This is a genomic window from Thalassospira sp. NFXS8 (assembly GCF_040148805.1).
GTDB lineage: Bacteria > Pseudomonadota > Alphaproteobacteria > Rhodospirillales > Thalassospiraceae > Thalassospira.
Window position 1 is genome coordinate 1 of sequence record NZ_JAGEMF010000004.1, and the last position, 14,379, is coordinate 14,379.

A 14,379-nucleotide genomic window follows, 5' to 3' on the forward strand; every position below is an offset into this window, starting at 1 on the left:
AATGCTGACTGCGATCTGGCTGAAATAAATCACCATCAGAAGCAGCCAGGGAATGGCGATCAGGACGCCATAAACCCCGGCCATCAGATTGCCGAGCGAGAATTCAGACCAGACTTCAAATGCCATCCGAATGACCGCGCGAAAGCCGATTTCCGCGACATAAACCAGTTGGGTCATACCGTTGTAGTCAGCAGAGGCATCTCTTATTAGGCCATTGATTTCGCCGCCTGCCGTGGACGCTGCTTTCAGCACGACGCTTGCGGCCCCGCCCATTGTGGCAAGCGAGGTGTTATAGATCAGATTGACAAGTATCGCGCCCTGGCCCGATAAAAGGCCCGCGCCTATTGTGATGAAGAACAACTCATGCGAGAATCCGATCAGATCGGACTTTGCCATCACCATTTTGATACCGTGGACGATAAACCAAATGGCGACGACAGACCCAAAGATGACCACCATCGGCGTGGTCAGCACCTTGCTTAAAGCATCGGTATATCCGGCAGCTGCATCCAGATACCGCTGCATCGGTTCGCACATGAAACAGCGAATGGCTGTTTCTATTGGCTTATTTTCAAATTCCATCGTGCTGGCCCTCCTGCTGTTTAGTGCCCCAGCACAGGCGGCCTGCAACACATGTGCGAAGCAGGGCGATTTTTTTGATTACGGCTATGCTGAACGGATGTGGAACCAGCTTCAGACCCGCGATCAGTTCTGGGCCGAATGGAACCGTGTCTTCCCGGTGGCCAAGGCGGCTTTTGATGCCGGTCTGTTGACGGGCACTGTTTCGCAGATGCGTGACGCGATTAAGGATCGTGACGACGCCACCGAAATCATGCAGGGTTACGATCTCTGGATTGCTCAATCCAAAGTCTGGGTGAAGGTCGCCAGTGATCAATATGCCGCAGGGTCTGTTGCTGGGATTAATCAAGCCGACGAAGATCGCCAAATGTGCGCTTGGGCTCGTCGGGATGATATTTTTAAACATCAATGCAATGGCTTGCCGGACTGGCGTACCAATGAACAAGCTGAAGCTGACGCCGAAAAATATGCTCGGTGGCAGAAAAAACTGGCCAATCAGTAAGTTATTCAAAGAGGCGATCCTCATTCATCGCCTCCTTCCTGCTCACCGCCATCCCCGGAGGGACGGAACTGCAACAGCATGTTGGCCTGAATGCGGATCAGCTGCGCCATTTGCTGCTGTTGCTGCACCTGGATGCGGCTTTGATGCAGTTCCGCTTTCAGCAGGGTGGCGATGAAGGTTTTAAGATCGCCCGCTTGTTCGCCTTGTGATTCCAGCTCTTCGATAATGTCCTGATTGATCTCGGCCAGTTCGGTCGAGGTGCGATCTGCTTGCGCCAGCCCGGTATTAACCGCCTCACGCGCCATTTTCGCCCGGCGTTCTTCGGTCGCCTTGCGCGCTGCCGCCCTTGCTGCAAAATAAAGCCGCTGTTCTGCCGGGCTGTCGGGGTTTTTCCAGTTCGGCGCATTGCCGTCTCCCCCCGAGCCGCCCGAACTGCCGCCCCAGCTCCCGCCTTCCGGCATCGCCCAGTCATCCGGGCTGCCTTCTTCACCAAACTTCCAGCTTTCCGGGTCCCTGGGATCAAACCACAGGGTGGAGTTATAGAAGAACCGCCGGGCACAGATGCTTTTCCAGTCAACATCATCAAGATTGATCCCGGGCATCAGCTTGGAGAAATCGGGCAGCAAACAGGAGATGTCGCGATTGATCTGCTGGCCGAGCTTGGCAAGGTTGAGAATGGGCACCGCGACCTGGCCGAGCTTGCCAATGGCATTGATCTGGTCCTGGGCGGTCTTGCTGATCTTGCCGAGCAGGTCTGTCTGTTTCATCAGCTCGTCAAACTGCTGTTGCAGCTTGTTGAACTGTTCGGTGATCTTGACAAACGAGGTGGCGTCAAACACCGGATAGGTGGCCGAAGCGGGCAGGCTGGTCAGGGTGAGCAGCCCGGCAACGGCAAGGATGCGCAGATGTTTTTTGTTCATTTCATCCCCCGTTTCAAACGGCAGACAAGAACAGCGCGCAGAACCAGCAACAGGCTTGCGAGACATTGCAGGCTTACCAGGATCAGCCCGGCAACCGGTGCCATGACCAGAAGCCCGGCGGTCAGGACCAACCCGGCCAGTGTGACGATCAGAAACAGAAGATCATCCCGGGATGCTGTGATTGAGGATGCGATCAGGGTTTTGTTCTGCCGTGGGGCTGTGAACCGCCCCGGGGCAGAGCTCAAAGGTGGTTGCGCCATGCGTCCCCCCATTTGCTTTGCAAGGTTTCCATCAGTTTGTTTTCGTCAGGACCGGAGCGGTAAAAGCGCAGCGGATCGCCCAGCGGCGAAAGGTCGACATTGAGAATGGCGCTTTCTTCATAGCCACTGACTTCGTCGCGCTTGATGATCAGAACCCTGCGGTCATTGAACTCTTCCGAGCGCGTGCGGCCCTTCACAAAGGCCTTTTGCTCGTCATTGAGATTGAAGGGTTCCAGGCTTTCGTCATCGATCTTGGAATTGGGAAAGAAGATGAACACGGCGGTGTTTTCGATAAAGGCTTCCGCCTTGCCGCTTTTGACCAGTGCTGCCGGGTCCTGGAAAATCATGCCGACAATGCCGTTGAGCTTGCGATATTCCCGGTACATCTCGGCAGCCAGATCGCAAAAACCGGGATTGCGCAGCAAATTGGCCGCCTCTTCGATCAGGATGATGAAACCGCGCAAGTTCGGTGCGACCGATTTGGCAATGGTCTCGGCGATATGGCCCACAATCGGCGCACCCAGCGACGGGTCTTTCAATGCCTCGTTCATATTGATGCCGACCATGTGCGACTGGTTGAGCATGCCGCCCAGACTGTCATGGGGGGCATTCATGATGTGGCTGCGCAGCCCGGCATTGCCCTTGTCGTCGATCACCCATTGCGCAAACGCCCGGCGCAGTTCGGAGCGTTTGGCAAAGGCATAGGGAAACAGGGCATTAAGTGTGCGGTTGGGCGGATCAATCTGAAAGGCCAGATCAATCGCATGCGACAGGGCCTCGCGATCATCCGGGGCCAGTTCAATCCCGGCCATGGCCTTGAGAATGAAATTGATGCGTTCGCGATTGGCCGGATTGTCTTCCCCGACATCCAGCGGGTTTAAGGCCAGCTTCTCATAGGGCTGATAGAGCCCGCCGAGTGCCTCGACCATGAAGCGCGAGCCTTCCTTGGAATCAAAGATAAAGGAGCGGATGCGATCAAACTTTGACGCCCCGCTGAGAAGATGCATCAGCAGTGTTGATTTACCGCTGCCTGCCGGGGCAAAGACGAGAAAGTTGGCCAGTGTCTTGGGCTTGTTGGTGACATGGAAGTTTGCCGCATAGGCCTGACCACTGGTCGTGGTAAACCAGCGCAACGGGGCTGGGCCGAGCGGGCTTTCGGTGAGACCGGTGGCCGAATGCTGCATCGCCCACAGGGCGGCAATATTCTCGCTGCGCAGTTCGAGCGAGGACATGAAGCGCCCGCCCGGGATCAGCCTGGCGCGGGATCGGGCCGGAATGCGGTTAAACCAGCAGACCGGCGCACCACGTACCTGGACATGATAAAGGATCTGGCGATTTGACAGCCGCCGGGTGATCTTGCGGATCAGGGCATCAAGTTTGACCGATGTATCTGCCCGGGCAATGATCTGGAATTGCGTCGCAAACAGGGTGGCATCCCCCTGATTGATCATGGCGATCAGGGCATCGGTTTCGGCGGCGGCTTCGGCATTGCCAAACAGGGCACTTTGTTCGCCACTGAGACGGCGCGTGAGATAAAGCAGGGCCTTGTGTTGATCAAAGGGATCGCAGATCTGACAAATCTCGATCTCGCCATCGAGTGTCATGATGTCGTTAATGATCTGGCCCGTCACCGTGCCCGGCCATTTGGCGACCGTAATCACCTTTTGCAGTTTCTCGGTCGGGGTGAAACTGCGGATCACCCCGTTATCCTTGTGAAAGTTCAGATCAGACGCGGGCAGGCCGCCCGAGATGTCTTGCGGGATCGGGCCGAGATCGTGGCGATATTCGCCGCAGACAATGCCGTTTAAAAACCCGGTCAGATCACAGTTTTGGCCCTCGGGGGCTTTGGCCAGCAGATCAACCCCGTATTTTGCCCCATCGGCATCGATGATGTCGGTGGCTTCATTCAGGGCGGGCATCGAAGTGCCGGTAATCACCAGATACCAGTCGATAAAATAGCTGGAGCGAAACTGCTTTGCTTCGGCGTCACCGACTTCCTGCAAGGGGGCATTCGGCCATGTCGCCCGGGCATTGATCGCGCGTTTGCGCTTGAGGCCAAACCAGCGCAGGCTCAGGCCCAACTGGCCGAGCTTGTGAACCAGGATGGAGCGGGCTTGCAGCAGGTTTTCCTGTTCGGCTTCGATCTTGGCGTCATAGGACGTGCCGAGAAAGCGAAAGACACGCGACAGGCTGTTATCCTTGCCGCGGATGGTGGCGGCATCGCTTTCGATGCAGTCAAGCTCAAGCTGGTCCTGTAACCAGTCATATTTGACATCACCGAGCAGCAGGCGGCGGCTGGCGGGGACGACAAGGCCCCCGGCCATGGTGGCGACAAGAGAGGTGGCAAGGACGGAAGGCCAGATCATTTCTGTTTCCTCCCGGCATTGAGCAACCGGTTGTGGCGGCCTGCCCGCCAGAAGCGGGGCGGCAGCGACAGTTCCCGGTCAAAGTGCATGTTGTCCTTGGTCTTGCGGATGAAGAACATCCAGGCCCCGGCAATGCCCAGAACCATTGTCGGGAGCATCAGCCAAAAGATTTCAAGGATGACCATCACAACCAGGCCTATCGCGCCGACCACGATACTGAGCATCATCAGCGGTACGGGCAGGCCAAACATGGTCATCTGATTTTGAATGCGGGTGAGAACGGCGCTGCCAGCTTTCATGATCAGGACCCGCCAAACAGACGGCTGGCAATTGCGGGGCCGGACGTAACAAGGACACCGCCGAAGATGATCATGCCAGCTCTGATCCAATCCATCCGGCCAGTGAACCCGGCCCAGATGCCAAGAAACATGACACCGACACCGATCACGATGGTGCCGATCTTGCCGACACCGGTCTGAACAGTTTCAAACAGGCTGACGATAGGTTCGTACCAGTCACTGGAGGCAGACGTGGAGGCCGCCTGGGCAAAGGCGGGCTCGGTGAGAATAAGGGTTGCCACGGCAACCAGCAGGCACAGGGACAATTTGTTTTTGGTCATGGTTTCCTCGGAATGAAGTCGGGTTCAAATCGGAATAAATGCGGGTTCACAGGGTCAGGGCACTGAGCACACCGACGACGAAGACGACGGCGATGATGTTGAGCGTGGTCAGGATCTTCTGGGTGCGCAGCAGGCGGGAGAACTGGCGGATGGCGTCTTCCGCCATCTCTGCCGTTTCATTCATGGTTTTGATGCGTTCGCGCACGACATCGCCCAGCGCCTCGGCCTTGAAGGCTTCAATGGCGGCCAGTACATCTTTCGTGAAATCCTGTGAGGCATCGCGAACGGTCTGGGAAAGGGCGCGGTTATACTGGTCATTGATCCGGCGCTGTTCGTCGAGCGACAGGCGCAGGATGGTATGGACCAGCAGTACCGGATCATCGGCATCGACCGTGATCTGGTGTTGCTGCCACAAATAGGTGCGCAGCTCCTCAACACTGTCCATTGTGACGGGTGGCGGCGGGGTATCGTCCAGAAGCCCTGCCATCACAGTACCCTCTGTTCCATTTCCGCCCCGATGCTGCGCCAGGTCATCTTCAGGCGCTGGCGCGACATCAGCTGGAACTCGGGATGAGATGCTGCCTCGTCGAAGGTCAGACGGGCGCGCATCATCTGCTCGATGTCATGGCCAAAGGTTTCCTTGCGAACCTCGGGCAGGCGCACCAGCGCGTGAATGCGGTCCTTGTTCTTTTTATAAAGGCCGGAATGTTCGAAGCTTCGGACCTCGCCCGAGGCATCCTTGCGTTCGATCCGCCCGAAATACTCGTTGAGCCAGACAACGACGGGAATATCGGGCACGCTTTGCAAGACGTGGTGCAGGCCCTCCATGGTGTCGTTAAGCGCCTGTCCGCCGGTCAGCACGGTATGGAGGCGCACTTCGTGCCCGGCATCGGCGAGCATTTGCAATGCCTGGGCTTCGACCATGTAGCCGAGCAGGGGCAGGAAGGTGGACGCGCCATTGTCGATCACGACAATGCCGTCATCGGGGCCGGCCATGATCTGTTCGATCAGGGCGTCAAAATAACGCGGATTGATCTCGTCGGGGCGTTCGCCAAGGCGGATGGTCTCGACGGGAAAGGCCTTGTATCCGGCAAAGGTCTGGTTTATCGGGTCGGTGTCAAAGCAGGCCAGCGGGATGTCGCGTTTGAGGTAATGCTGTGCGAGAAGGCTGGCGACAAACGACTTGCCGACCCCGCCCTTGCCCTGAAGGGTGAGATTAATCAACGCCATCGGCGATAACTCCATCTGAAATGATAATTTTGAGGCCCAGCTCATGGGCGAGGCGAAAGACATGGGCGGCGGGAAGATCGATCCGGCCTGCTTCAAAATCGCGATAGCTGCGTTCAGACATGCCGATGCAATGGCCGGCCCCGGTTTGGGTCAGACCTTTGTCGAGGCGGGCTTGTCGCAGGCGGGTGTGAAGGGTGAGATAGTCGGCTTGCCACGGGCTCATTGTGCATCCTCCTCATCATCGGAGGGCGCATCTTCGCCATCCCACAGGCGATCAAACACGACCTGTTCTTTTTCCTTGAGCGTGGGCAAGGAACTGGCGGGTTGAGGAACGTTTGGCCGATGTGCCGGATTGGTCGCAGGAAGGGACCGGGCTTGTGGTTTGACAAGTGCCCGGGTTTTGGGAGCAGCGCGCTCGGCACGCAGCAGTTTCACGCGGCGGTAAAACGACCGGCGTGAAATGGTAATCCGCTGCGCAGCGGTTAAAGTTTCAAAGATTTGTCGGGTGGAAATACCCTTCTCGATCTCTGCAAGAATCTCCTCTTGCAGGGCGAGAATTTCGATTTTTGCCTGACCCCATTCGGCTGGCATTGCAGACCCCCATCTCGTCGTTAACGACTTGACAAGGATCGGAAATGTATGGTCTCAATTCGTCACCGGGGACGCCATGAAGGATGTCCCTCGGGGAAAAGAATTGGGTAATCAGGTATGCCCCCGCAACCAATAAAAAGCCCTGCCATCTTCGGATGGTGGGGCTTTTTATTTATTCAGGTGTCTGCTTTGAACTGATGACTTTCTTTGGTTATGGGTCTTCTCATAACGTGAAGGCTGAGAGCATTAAGAAAAGGTGCCGGTGGCACCTTTTTAGCTCGAAGGTCGAGCACGGCAAAGCCGCGCGCAGATTGCGGAACTGCCCACACATACATTACGATTTTGAACCAGGTATTAAGGGGGCTGAATGAAAACGCCCTTAGTCCTGTGCCGCATGCAGTGATGGCATTTTGTACGTTGTGAGTGCTTTGTGTGTGAACGGCGATTAACGGGAAACGGATGTTGCCAGTTTTTGGAGTTTCGCCTTCTCGCCGGTTGGTCGGAGGAGTAAAACCAGAAATGCGGCGGCGATGCACAGGATAGCTGCGGTAAAGAAAGCAGGCAGGTAGCTGTTATAGGTTGTTCGGCTAAGTCCGCCGCCAAAAGCTGCTGCGGCTGCGCCGAGTTGGTGCCCTGCGAAAATCCAGCCAAAAACAATGTTGGTTTTGGCCCCGTCAAAATTCTGTGCGACCAGTTTAACTGTTGGCGGAACGGTGGCGATCCAGTCCAGGCCATAGAACACAGCGAAAATAGACAAGCCATATAAGGTGAAGTCGGAAAACGGCAGGTAAACCAGCGACAGACCGCGTAAAGCATAGTAGGCAAATAGCAATTTGCGGCTGTCGAAACGGTCAGATAACCAGCCCGAACCGATGGTGCCGACAAAATCGAAAATACCCATCATGGCCAGCATGCTGGCGGCGGCAACCGCGGCAATGCTGTAATCCCCACACAAGGCAATGAAGTGGGTTTGGATCAGTCCGTTTGTGCTGGCACCGCAAATAAAGAAACTGACAAACAAAACCCAAAAGGCCTTGTGTTTGGCGGCATCACGCAGGACGACAAGCGGGGCGAGGAAAAGTTGGCCAAAGCTGCTTTTTTGTGCCGGAACATGGATTATGCCATCGGCCCCATAGGGCGGCAAATTAACATCTGCCGGGTGGTTATGCATCAGCAACCATACGACAAAAGCAACGAACCCCAGAAAACAGCATATAAGTGCCAAGGCTGTTTGCCAGCCATATTGGTCGGTCACGCGGGCCAATATGGGCAAAAATACCAGTTGGCCGGTGGCAGAGCTTGCTGTTAGCAAACCTACGACCAGCCCGCGCCGGGCATGGAACCATCGAGTGGCAACGGTTGCCCCTAAAACAATGGCTGTAAGCCCGGTACCAAGGCCAATAACAATGCCCCATAATACAACCAGTTGCCAAAGCCGGGTCATTGCCAGCGATAAAAGAAGGCCGGTCAGAACAATAAACAGGGACGCCATTACCACCTGCCGCACGCCAAAGCGGTTCATGAAGGCGGCGGCAAATGGCCCCATCATGCCAAACAGGGCAAACCGGATGGCAAGGGCAGAGGATATTTCGGCCGCATCCCAGCCAAACTGTTTTTCAAGCGGCACAATAAAAACGCCCGGTGCGCCAACAGCACCTGCCGTGCCCAGCATGGTTAAAAAGGTGACCGCAGCCATGACCCAGCCATAATGAATGTTGCGCTGGCCAAGACGGATGGAAAGAAAATGCGCGAGCATAGGAAAAATCCTGCTGGCCCGGCACGGTGGATTTTATGTGCCGGGCTGATTTTGAAAGGTGATGTTGGGGGGATACCAAAGCCTGTTGATCGAGCCTGATTGACAAGTCCCTTAATCGACCGGCGGGCAGGCAGGCGGGCGTGACGAGGGCCTTGCCTTTCGCGGCACTGGCCGCATGGTCAGTTGTGCCTGCCCAATTGTCGGTAGTTCTTCACATCGATCATTGGTATTAGGCAGCCGGGCGTATGGGGAGATTGATATGGTCGAACATGCCGCCTGAAACGCGATTGCGGTTTTCTTGTGCATTGTTCAGGCTGTGGGGAAATATCGGGTCAAGCGCGCTGACGGCATCAAGGCGGCCAAGGTCGTCGGTAGAGAGCACCAGATCAAGGGCAGCAAGATTATCGACAAGCTGGGAAACCGTGCGCGGGCCAATGATGGGCAAGGGCCCCCTGGCCGCAACCCAGGCAATGGCTACCTGTCCGGGGGTTGCGCCATGTTCTGTGGCAATGGCGATGACTGTATCGAGAATGGCGGTGCGTTGGGGGCTGTTTTCGGCCTGAAAGACTTTTCCACCCAATCCCTGTGCGCGCCCGGTATCGCCAGTGCGATATTTTCCGGTCAACATGCCGCCGCCTAGGGGCGACCATGCCACAACGCCAAGACCCAGGGCATTGGCCATCGGCAGCAAGTCATGTTCGGTTGTGCGTTGAACCAGGCTGTGTTCAACCTGAAGGGCGGCTATCGGTAACTGGTTGCGTAATTCGGCCAGGGTTGCCATACGCGACACCCGCCATGCCGGAAAGTCCGACAGGCCTGCATACAGAATTTTACCCGCCCGGGAAAGGTCATCCAGACCTCGCAAAATTTCATCGCCGGGTGTCATGCCGTCGCTGAAATGTACCCAATAAAGGTCTATGTAATCGGTATTAAGACGTTTCAGGCTGGCATCAACGGATGCAATCATATTTTTGCGGCTGTTGCCACTGCCTGCAAGGGTGCTTTGCGGGGCGGCACCCATTGTATATTTGGTTGCCAAAATCAATTCCGGGCGATTTTTGCCGATCAGGCGTCCCAACCATTCTTCGGATTCACCAAATTGATACGAATCCGCCGTGTCGATAAAATTACCGCCCGCATCAAGATAACGGGCCAAAATACGACCTGCTTCGTCAAAACTGGCACCATGCCCCCACCGTGTGCCAAACGTTCCCGTTCCTAAAACCAGTTCAGATACCCGTAAACCGGTATGAGAGCCAAGCAGATGATAACGCATTTGTGAGCCTTTCAGACGGCAACGCCATGCCGTTAAATGATGGTAATAATTTAACTATTATAAATGATGATTAACATTTAAAGGTCAAGCGAATTTTTCTTTCTTCGTTTTGGTGACAAGGAAGAGAGAGCATTCGCCTATATGGCGATGAGGTATTGGCAGTTGGATGCCTGATTTTTACGGGCAGTTATAAAACGATTATTCCATTATTTTCAGTGCTCAGGCCGATTTTGACGGACGCCATGCGGTCAGTTGCAAAAGCCTGGTTGTGCGATCTTTGTCAAACCCGATGAATAACCATAGGTTGATATTTTGGGCGATTTGAAATGTCGCAACGAACGACAAAAGGTGGAAAAGCAACTGAAAATATAGCCGGGAATTCTCACATGGGCGTGATTTGAAAAGGATTAATCATCACACCCTGTTGATGGCTTGTGTGCAGGAGTTGCAATGACGAGGCGCGTTGCGGTTGCTATCAAATGAGGGTCGCCGCGAATTGGAAAGAACGCGGCGACATGAAAAATCGGGAATTTTCACCAAAGGGAAAACAGAAATGAAAAACGCACTTGTTTTGGCAGCAGCACTTTCAGCCGGTCTGACCATGGCCGCAACCCATGCTTCCGCCGCAGATGGCCAGGAAAAATGCTTTGGCGTTTCCATGGCAGGTCAGAATGAATGTGCCGCTGGCCCGGGTACCACATGTGCCGGTACCTCGAAGGTTGATTATCAGGGTAATTCCTGGAAGCTGGTCCCGGCTGGTACCTGTGAAGAAATGTCCTTTACCACGTCAGATGGCCGTATGGTCCATGGCAGCCTTACAAAGCTCGATCGTGACCTGCCTGAGATGTAAGTCATTTCCCGGCGCGCCGTTTTGTAGGCGCGCCGGAATTTTTGGGCAACGACATGACTGAAGCAAAGGACAGCATCATGATGACAGGTATTGCCCCTGACCAGGATCGCATTTCCAAAAATGTTATACCGGCGGCTTCCCTTCCGGCGCAGGCCGGTGTGGGGTTTAAAGCCGACCATATTGCCGACGTTTTTGAAAATGCCGAACCTGTAACGTGGTTTGAAGTTCATCCGGAAAATTATATGGTTTCAGGTGGGCCGCGTTTGCAAATGTTGACGCAATTGCGCCAGAACTTTCCCATATCATTGCACGGTGTTGGTTTGTCTTTGGGCGGCGGGGAACCGCTGGACAAAAATCATTTGCGGTCGTTACGGGCTTTGGTTGACAGGTTTGAACCCGCCCAGGTGTCGGAACATATTGCGTGGTCGGGGCATGATGGCAAATATCTGGCTGATTTATTGCCAACGCCGCTAACATCTGCGGCCCTGGCCCATTTGGTCGATGCAATTGATGAAGTGCAAAACGCGGTTGGTCGTCGGATATTGATCGAAAACCCAACTTCCTATCTGGCGTTGCCGCAAAACTCGATGGCGGAAACGGATTTTATTATTCAGGCGGCCCGGCAATCGGGCTGTGGATTGCTGATTGATGTGAATAACATTTTCATCAGTGCCCATAACCTGGGATTTGCGGCAAATGATTATATCGATGTTTTGCCCGCGGACCTGATTGGCGAAATACATTTGGCCGGGCACGAACAGGATGCCGATACCCGCGATGATGTTTTGATCGATACCCATTCCCGCCCTGTCGCAGACCCGGTTTGGGCGCTTTATCAGCGTTTGATAACGCGTGTGGGGGCAAAACCCACCCTGATCGAATGGGATAATGATGTACCCGCGTGGCAAGTGCTGGCCGCCGAGGCCGCCCATGCCAACGATATACTGGACCAATGCCGGCACTGGCTTGAAAACCAAAGCCACAGGGTGGCGTCATGATTGCCCGCATTCAAAACCGGCAGGAGGATGACACCGGCGAAGCGAATGATGCCGGTTTTCATCAGGCCTTCGCAACCGCGTTGATGGATGAGGACCCGGCGGCGTTTCCTGCGGGGTTGGATGAGAGGGCGGCAAGACGGTTTGCCATTTATCGCAATAACGTGCATCGCGGTTTGCAAGAGGCATTGGCGGCGGCCTATCCGGTGGTGAAAACCCTGGTTGGTGAGCGGTTTTTTTATGCCATGGCAGCCGATTATATGCGAAGCGAACCCCAGCGTTCCCCGTCGCTTGCGTTATATGGGCAGGGTTTTGCTGCATTTTTGGCAGATAACGATGCCGTGGCCCGTGTGCCTTACATCCCTGATATCGCCCGGACTGAACGTGCATGGCTGGAGGCCCTGCATGAGGCAGACGCCCCTGCCATGATGGCCACGGATCTTGCGGGGCTGGAAGACCGGTTAATCTCGCTTTGTTTTCGCGCACATCCGGCAACCCGGATGGTTTCATCGAATTTTCCAATTGTGTCCTTGTGGCAGGCCAATCAGGCGGATCGCAAGCAGGCGCGACAGGTGCCAATTCCTGACCGCGCGGAAACAGCATTGATTACGCGACCATATTTTCAGGTGCAGATGACACTGCTTGATGGTGGTGCTGGTAATTTTGCCAGCCAATTGTTGGCCGGGGCAAGTGTTGGCGAAGCGTTTGAATACGCCCTGGCGCAGGATGCTGATTTTGATGTAACCCCGGTTTTTGCCCGGTTATTGGCATCGGGCATGTTTTGTGGTTTTACGCTAGGCGACCAGGGGTTTTGACGAAAATGGCGATCAGGGAAATAACCACGCAGGTTTATCGCTTGGGCGACTTTGGCAAGGCACACTGGGATGACTGGCTGGGAGGTCTTACCGCCCGGCTGGTTTTTGCCGCTGTGCTGTGGCCTTATTATTTAAACAGCGCCATGACCAAGCCGGGCATGGGGCCATTGGGCATTTTTATGCCTGGTCCGGGCGCGTTTGCCCAAATTATTCCAACCATTGCCGAAGCCCATTCCTATGATCCGGGGGCGATTGCCTTTTTTCCGTGGCACATTATTGTCATTGCCGGAACCCTGGCCGAATTTGTTTTGCCGATATTGATTGTTTTAGGGGGTGCTACCCGGTTGGCGGCGCTGGGAATGGTCGGGTTTATTATTGTTCAGTCACTGGTCGATATTTTTGCCCATGGGGCAATGCCGGGTGCGCTGTTTGACGGCGACCCGGCAAGTGTTCTGGACCAGCGGGTATTGTGGGTTTTTCCCCTGATTGTTCTGGCGGCCATCGGTGGCGGGCGTTTTGCCATAGACCGTTTGTTATGGCCGCGGTTGCGCAACAACTAGCTTTCAATTTGCCAAACCATAATGTGGGAGTATGTATCCCCCGGGTTTAGGAACGGGGCCGGGAAATCGTCGCGGTTGGGGCTGTTCGGAAAAGTTTGTGGCTCCAGCGCGATGCCGGCTTGCGGGTGTAGTTTGTCGCCATTTTGCGCCGTCATTGTACTGTTAAAGTGTTTGGACAGGTAAAACTGCAAACCTGCTTCTGTACTGGAAAGGCTGAGTTTTCGGTTGCTTGCGCCATGACAAAGTGTCGCGATTTTCCGTAATGTGCCGCGTTTCCCCGCCAGGCAAAAATTATGATCATAGGCCGTTTTTTCACCTTGCGTGTTTGATGGGGCATGAATGGTTCGGGGTGTTCGAAAATCAAATGCCGTACCTGCCACATCAGCCCGGCCCGGCAAGGGAATTAAATCATCATCAACCGGTAAATATTGGTCGGCATGAATTTGTAATTCGTGGTCGGCGGCACTTTGGTCAAACCGGCCCGATAGGTTCCAGTAGGTATGATTGGTCATGTTAACGATGGTCGGCGCATCGCAGGTGGCCGAAATTTCACATCGCAGGCTGGTACCCGCCAATTCGTAACGAACCGTTGTGTGAAATGCGCCGGGAAAGCCCTGATCGCCATCGGGCGAGGATAGGGCATAAATCACGCTGGTTGGCGTTTCTTCCATGATCATCCAGGTTCGCCGGTCAAATCCGTCCGGGCCGCCATGCAGCAGGTTTTGGCCTTCATTGGCGACAAGCGAAACCCTGGTGTTGTGTAAATCGGTGTAGCTTGCGCCGGAAATGCGGTTGGCGTATCGCCCGCAGGTTGCGCCAATGTAGCTGTCCTGTTTGGCGTAATCTGTGACGTCGGGAAAGCCCAGTGCAATATTTACGGGATCATCTTTTTCACTTTTCAGGCAAAAAGACATAATTCGCGCCCCCTGATTGCAAAACCCGACGCGAATCTTTTGATTTTCTAGGGTTGTGAGCCTGTGAAGCGTGTTTCCGGGCATTATTGCTGTGTCCTTTTTTCGGTTTTCGTCCCTGATAAAACCGCAGAAATCCACGGGTATCA

The 14,379-nt window shown here is 54.9% G+C and carries 17 protein-coding genes and 1 pseudogene; 5 read left to right on the forward strand and 13 right to left on the reverse strand.

The window, feature by feature from the left end; translation table 11 throughout:
- A pseudogene (locus J4E05_RS18910) lies at window positions 1–582 on the reverse strand (hypothetical protein); the annotation flags it as partial.
- Here J4E05_RS18910 and J4E05_RS18915 point away from each other — a divergent pair.
- Window positions 548–1,081: a hypothetical protein gene (locus tag J4E05_RS18915; RefSeq protein WP_349598876.1), complete on the forward strand. Its 534-nt coding sequence runs from the start codon at window positions 548–550 to the stop codon at window positions 1,079–1,081. The pseudogene J4E05_RS18910 and the gene J4E05_RS18915 overlap by 35 nt on opposite strands.
- Before the next feature lie 20 nt (window positions 1,082–1,101).
- Here the strand turns inward: J4E05_RS18915 and J4E05_RS18920 are convergent, their stop codons facing one another.
- From J4E05_RS18920 to J4E05_RS18970, 11 genes are all read right to left on the reverse strand, one after another.
- Window positions 1,102–2,001, reverse strand: a complete 900-nt coding sequence (locus tag J4E05_RS18920; protein WP_349598879.1) for a hypothetical protein — start codon at window positions 1,999–2,001, stop codon at window positions 1,102–1,104.
- Window positions 1,998–2,261: a hypothetical protein gene (locus tag J4E05_RS18925; RefSeq protein ID WP_349598881.1), complete on the reverse strand. Its 264-nt coding sequence runs from the start codon at window positions 2,259–2,261 to the stop codon at window positions 1,998–2,000. The genes J4E05_RS18920 and J4E05_RS18925 overlap by 4 nt, the downstream gene beginning before the upstream one ends.
- A complete protein-coding gene (locus J4E05_RS18930) occupies window positions 2,243–4,627 on the reverse strand; it encodes a VirB4 family type IV secretion system protein (protein WP_349598884.1) in 2,385 nt (794 codons plus the stop codon). The genes J4E05_RS18925 and J4E05_RS18930 overlap by 19 nt, the downstream gene beginning before the upstream one ends.
- Window positions 4,624–4,926 carry a hypothetical protein gene (locus J4E05_RS18935; protein ID WP_349598887.1) on the reverse strand — a complete coding sequence of 101 codons (303 nt, stop codon included), beginning with the start codon at window positions 4,924–4,926 and terminating at the stop codon, window positions 4,624–4,626. Before J4E05_RS18935 ends, J4E05_RS18930 begins: the two co-directional genes overlap by 4 nt.
- Window positions 4,927–4,928: 2 nt before the next feature.
- On the reverse strand, window positions 4,929–5,246 hold the full coding sequence (locus J4E05_RS18940) for a TrbC/VirB2 family protein (RefSeq protein WP_349598890.1): 318 nt from the start codon (window positions 5,244–5,246) through the stop codon (window positions 4,929–4,931).
- A 46-nt stretch (window positions 5,247–5,292) separates the two neighbouring features.
- The gene (gene traM, locus J4E05_RS18945; protein WP_085586314.1) at window positions 5,293–5,733 is read right to left on the reverse strand and encodes a conjugal transfer transcriptional regulator TraM; all 441 of its coding nucleotides are present in this window, start codon (window positions 5,731–5,733) and stop codon (window positions 5,293–5,295) included.
- Window positions 5,733–6,476: a P-loop NTPase family protein gene (locus tag J4E05_RS18950; RefSeq protein WP_349598893.1), complete on the reverse strand. Its 744-nt coding sequence runs from the start codon at window positions 6,474–6,476 to the stop codon at window positions 5,733–5,735. Before J4E05_RS18950 ends, traM begins: the two co-directional genes overlap by 1 nt.
- A complete protein-coding gene (locus J4E05_RS18955) occupies window positions 6,463–6,699 on the reverse strand; it encodes a helix-turn-helix domain-containing protein (RefSeq protein WP_349598896.1) in 237 nt (78 codons plus the stop codon). Before J4E05_RS18955 ends, J4E05_RS18950 begins: the two co-directional genes overlap by 14 nt.
- The gene (locus J4E05_RS18960) at window positions 6,696–7,067 is read right to left on the reverse strand and encodes a hypothetical protein (protein ID WP_349598899.1); all 372 of its coding nucleotides are present in this window, start codon (window positions 7,065–7,067) and stop codon (window positions 6,696–6,698) included. The genes J4E05_RS18955 and J4E05_RS18960 overlap by 4 nt, the downstream gene beginning before the upstream one ends.
- 445 nt (window positions 7,068–7,512) lie before the next feature.
- Window positions 7,513–8,823, reverse strand: a complete 1,311-nt coding sequence (locus J4E05_RS18965; RefSeq protein WP_349598902.1) for an MFS transporter — start codon at window positions 8,821–8,823, stop codon at window positions 7,513–7,515.
- Window positions 8,824–9,052: 229 nt separating this feature from the next.
- Complete coding sequence (locus tag J4E05_RS18970; protein WP_349598905.1) at window positions 9,053–10,099, reverse strand: aldo/keto reductase; 1,047 nt, start codon at window positions 10,097–10,099, stop codon at window positions 9,053–9,055.
- Between the two features lie 553 nt (window positions 10,100–10,652).
- Between J4E05_RS18970 and J4E05_RS18975 the strand changes: the two genes are divergently transcribed.
- From J4E05_RS18975 to J4E05_RS18990, 4 genes are read left to right on the forward strand one after another with little or no spacing between them, the layout of a single operon-like run.
- Window positions 10,653–10,949: a BufA1 family periplasmic bufferin-type metallophore gene (locus J4E05_RS18975; protein WP_349598908.1), complete on the forward strand. Its 297-nt coding sequence runs from the start codon at window positions 10,653–10,655 to the stop codon at window positions 10,947–10,949.
- A 53-nt stretch (window positions 10,950–11,002) separates the two neighbouring features.
- Window positions 11,003–11,947, forward strand: a complete 945-nt coding sequence (gene bufB / locus J4E05_RS18980) for an MNIO family bufferin maturase (RefSeq protein ID WP_349598911.1) — start codon at window positions 11,003–11,005, stop codon at window positions 11,945–11,947.
- Complete coding sequence (locus J4E05_RS18985; RefSeq protein ID WP_349598914.1) at window positions 11,944–12,759, forward strand: HvfC/BufC N-terminal domain-containing protein; 816 nt, start codon at window positions 11,944–11,946, stop codon at window positions 12,757–12,759. Before bufB ends, J4E05_RS18985 begins: the two co-directional genes overlap by 4 nt.
- Window positions 12,760–12,764: 5 nt before the next feature.
- Window positions 12,765–13,319, forward strand: coding sequence for a DoxX family protein (locus J4E05_RS18990; RefSeq protein ID WP_349598916.1), 555 nt, complete (start codon window positions 12,765–12,767; stop codon window positions 13,317–13,319).
- Here J4E05_RS18990 and J4E05_RS18995 read toward each other — a convergent pair.
- Entirely contained in the window at window positions 13,316–14,317 is a 1,002-nt protein-coding gene (locus J4E05_RS18995) for an aldose epimerase family protein (protein ID WP_349598919.1), read from the reverse strand. The two genes, J4E05_RS18990 and J4E05_RS18995, sit on opposite strands and share 4 nt — an antisense overlap.
- Window positions 14,318–14,379: the final 62 nt, after the last annotated feature.

Bases quoted from the DNA above. Each gene is read 5' to 3' on its own strand.
- J4E05_RS18915 (WP_349598876.1), top strand. From the start codon at position 548: ATGGCTGTTTCTATTGGCTTATTTTCAAATTCCATCGTGCTGGCCCTC.
- J4E05_RS18920 (WP_349598879.1), bottom strand. From the start codon at position 2,001: ATGAACAAAAAACATCTGCGCATCCTTGCCGTTGCCGGGCTGCTCACC.
- J4E05_RS18925 (WP_349598881.1), bottom strand. From the start codon at position 2,261: ATGGCGCAACCACCTTTGAGCTCTGCCCCGGGGCGGTTCACAGCCCCA.
- J4E05_RS18930 (WP_349598884.1), bottom strand. From the start codon at position 4,627: ATGATCTGGCCTTCCGTCCTTGCCACCTCTCTTGTCGCCACCATGGCC.
- J4E05_RS18935 (WP_349598887.1), bottom strand. From the start codon at position 4,926: ATGAAAGCTGGCAGCGCCGTTCTCACCCGCATTCAAAATCAGATGACC.
- J4E05_RS18940 (WP_349598890.1), bottom strand. From the start codon at position 5,246: ATGACCAAAAACAAATTGTCCCTGTGCCTGCTGGTTGCCGTGGCAACC.
- traM (WP_085586314.1), bottom strand. From the start codon at position 5,733: ATGGCAGGGCTTCTGGACGATACCCCGCCGCCACCCGTCACAATGGAC.
- J4E05_RS18950 (WP_349598893.1), bottom strand. From the start codon at position 6,476: ATGGCGTTGATTAATCTCACCCTTCAGGGCAAGGGCGGGGTCGGCAAG.
- J4E05_RS18955 (WP_349598896.1), bottom strand. From the start codon at position 6,699: ATGAGCCCGTGGCAAGCCGACTATCTCACCCTTCACACCCGCCTGCGA.
- J4E05_RS18960 (WP_349598899.1), bottom strand. From the start codon at position 7,067: ATGCCAGCCGAATGGGGTCAGGCAAAAATCGAAATTCTCGCCCTGCAA.
- J4E05_RS18965 (WP_349598902.1), bottom strand. From the start codon at position 8,823: ATGCTCGCGCATTTTCTTTCCATCCGTCTTGGCCAGCGCAACATTCAT.
- J4E05_RS18970 (WP_349598905.1), bottom strand. From the start codon at position 10,099: ATGCGTTATCATCTGCTTGGCTCTCATACCGGTTTACGGGTATCTGAA.
- J4E05_RS18975 (WP_349598908.1), top strand. From the start codon at position 10,653: ATGAAAAACGCACTTGTTTTGGCAGCAGCACTTTCAGCCGGTCTGACC.
- bufB (WP_349598911.1), top strand. From the start codon at position 11,003: ATGACTGAAGCAAAGGACAGCATCATGATGACAGGTATTGCCCCTGAC.
- J4E05_RS18985 (WP_349598914.1), top strand. From the start codon at position 11,944: ATGATTGCCCGCATTCAAAACCGGCAGGAGGATGACACCGGCGAAGCG.
- J4E05_RS18990 (WP_349598916.1), top strand. From the start codon at position 12,765: ATGGCGATCAGGGAAATAACCACGCAGGTTTATCGCTTGGGCGACTTT.
- J4E05_RS18995 (WP_349598919.1), bottom strand. From the start codon at position 14,317: ATGCCCGGAAACACGCTTCACAGGCTCACAACCCTAGAAAATCAAAAG.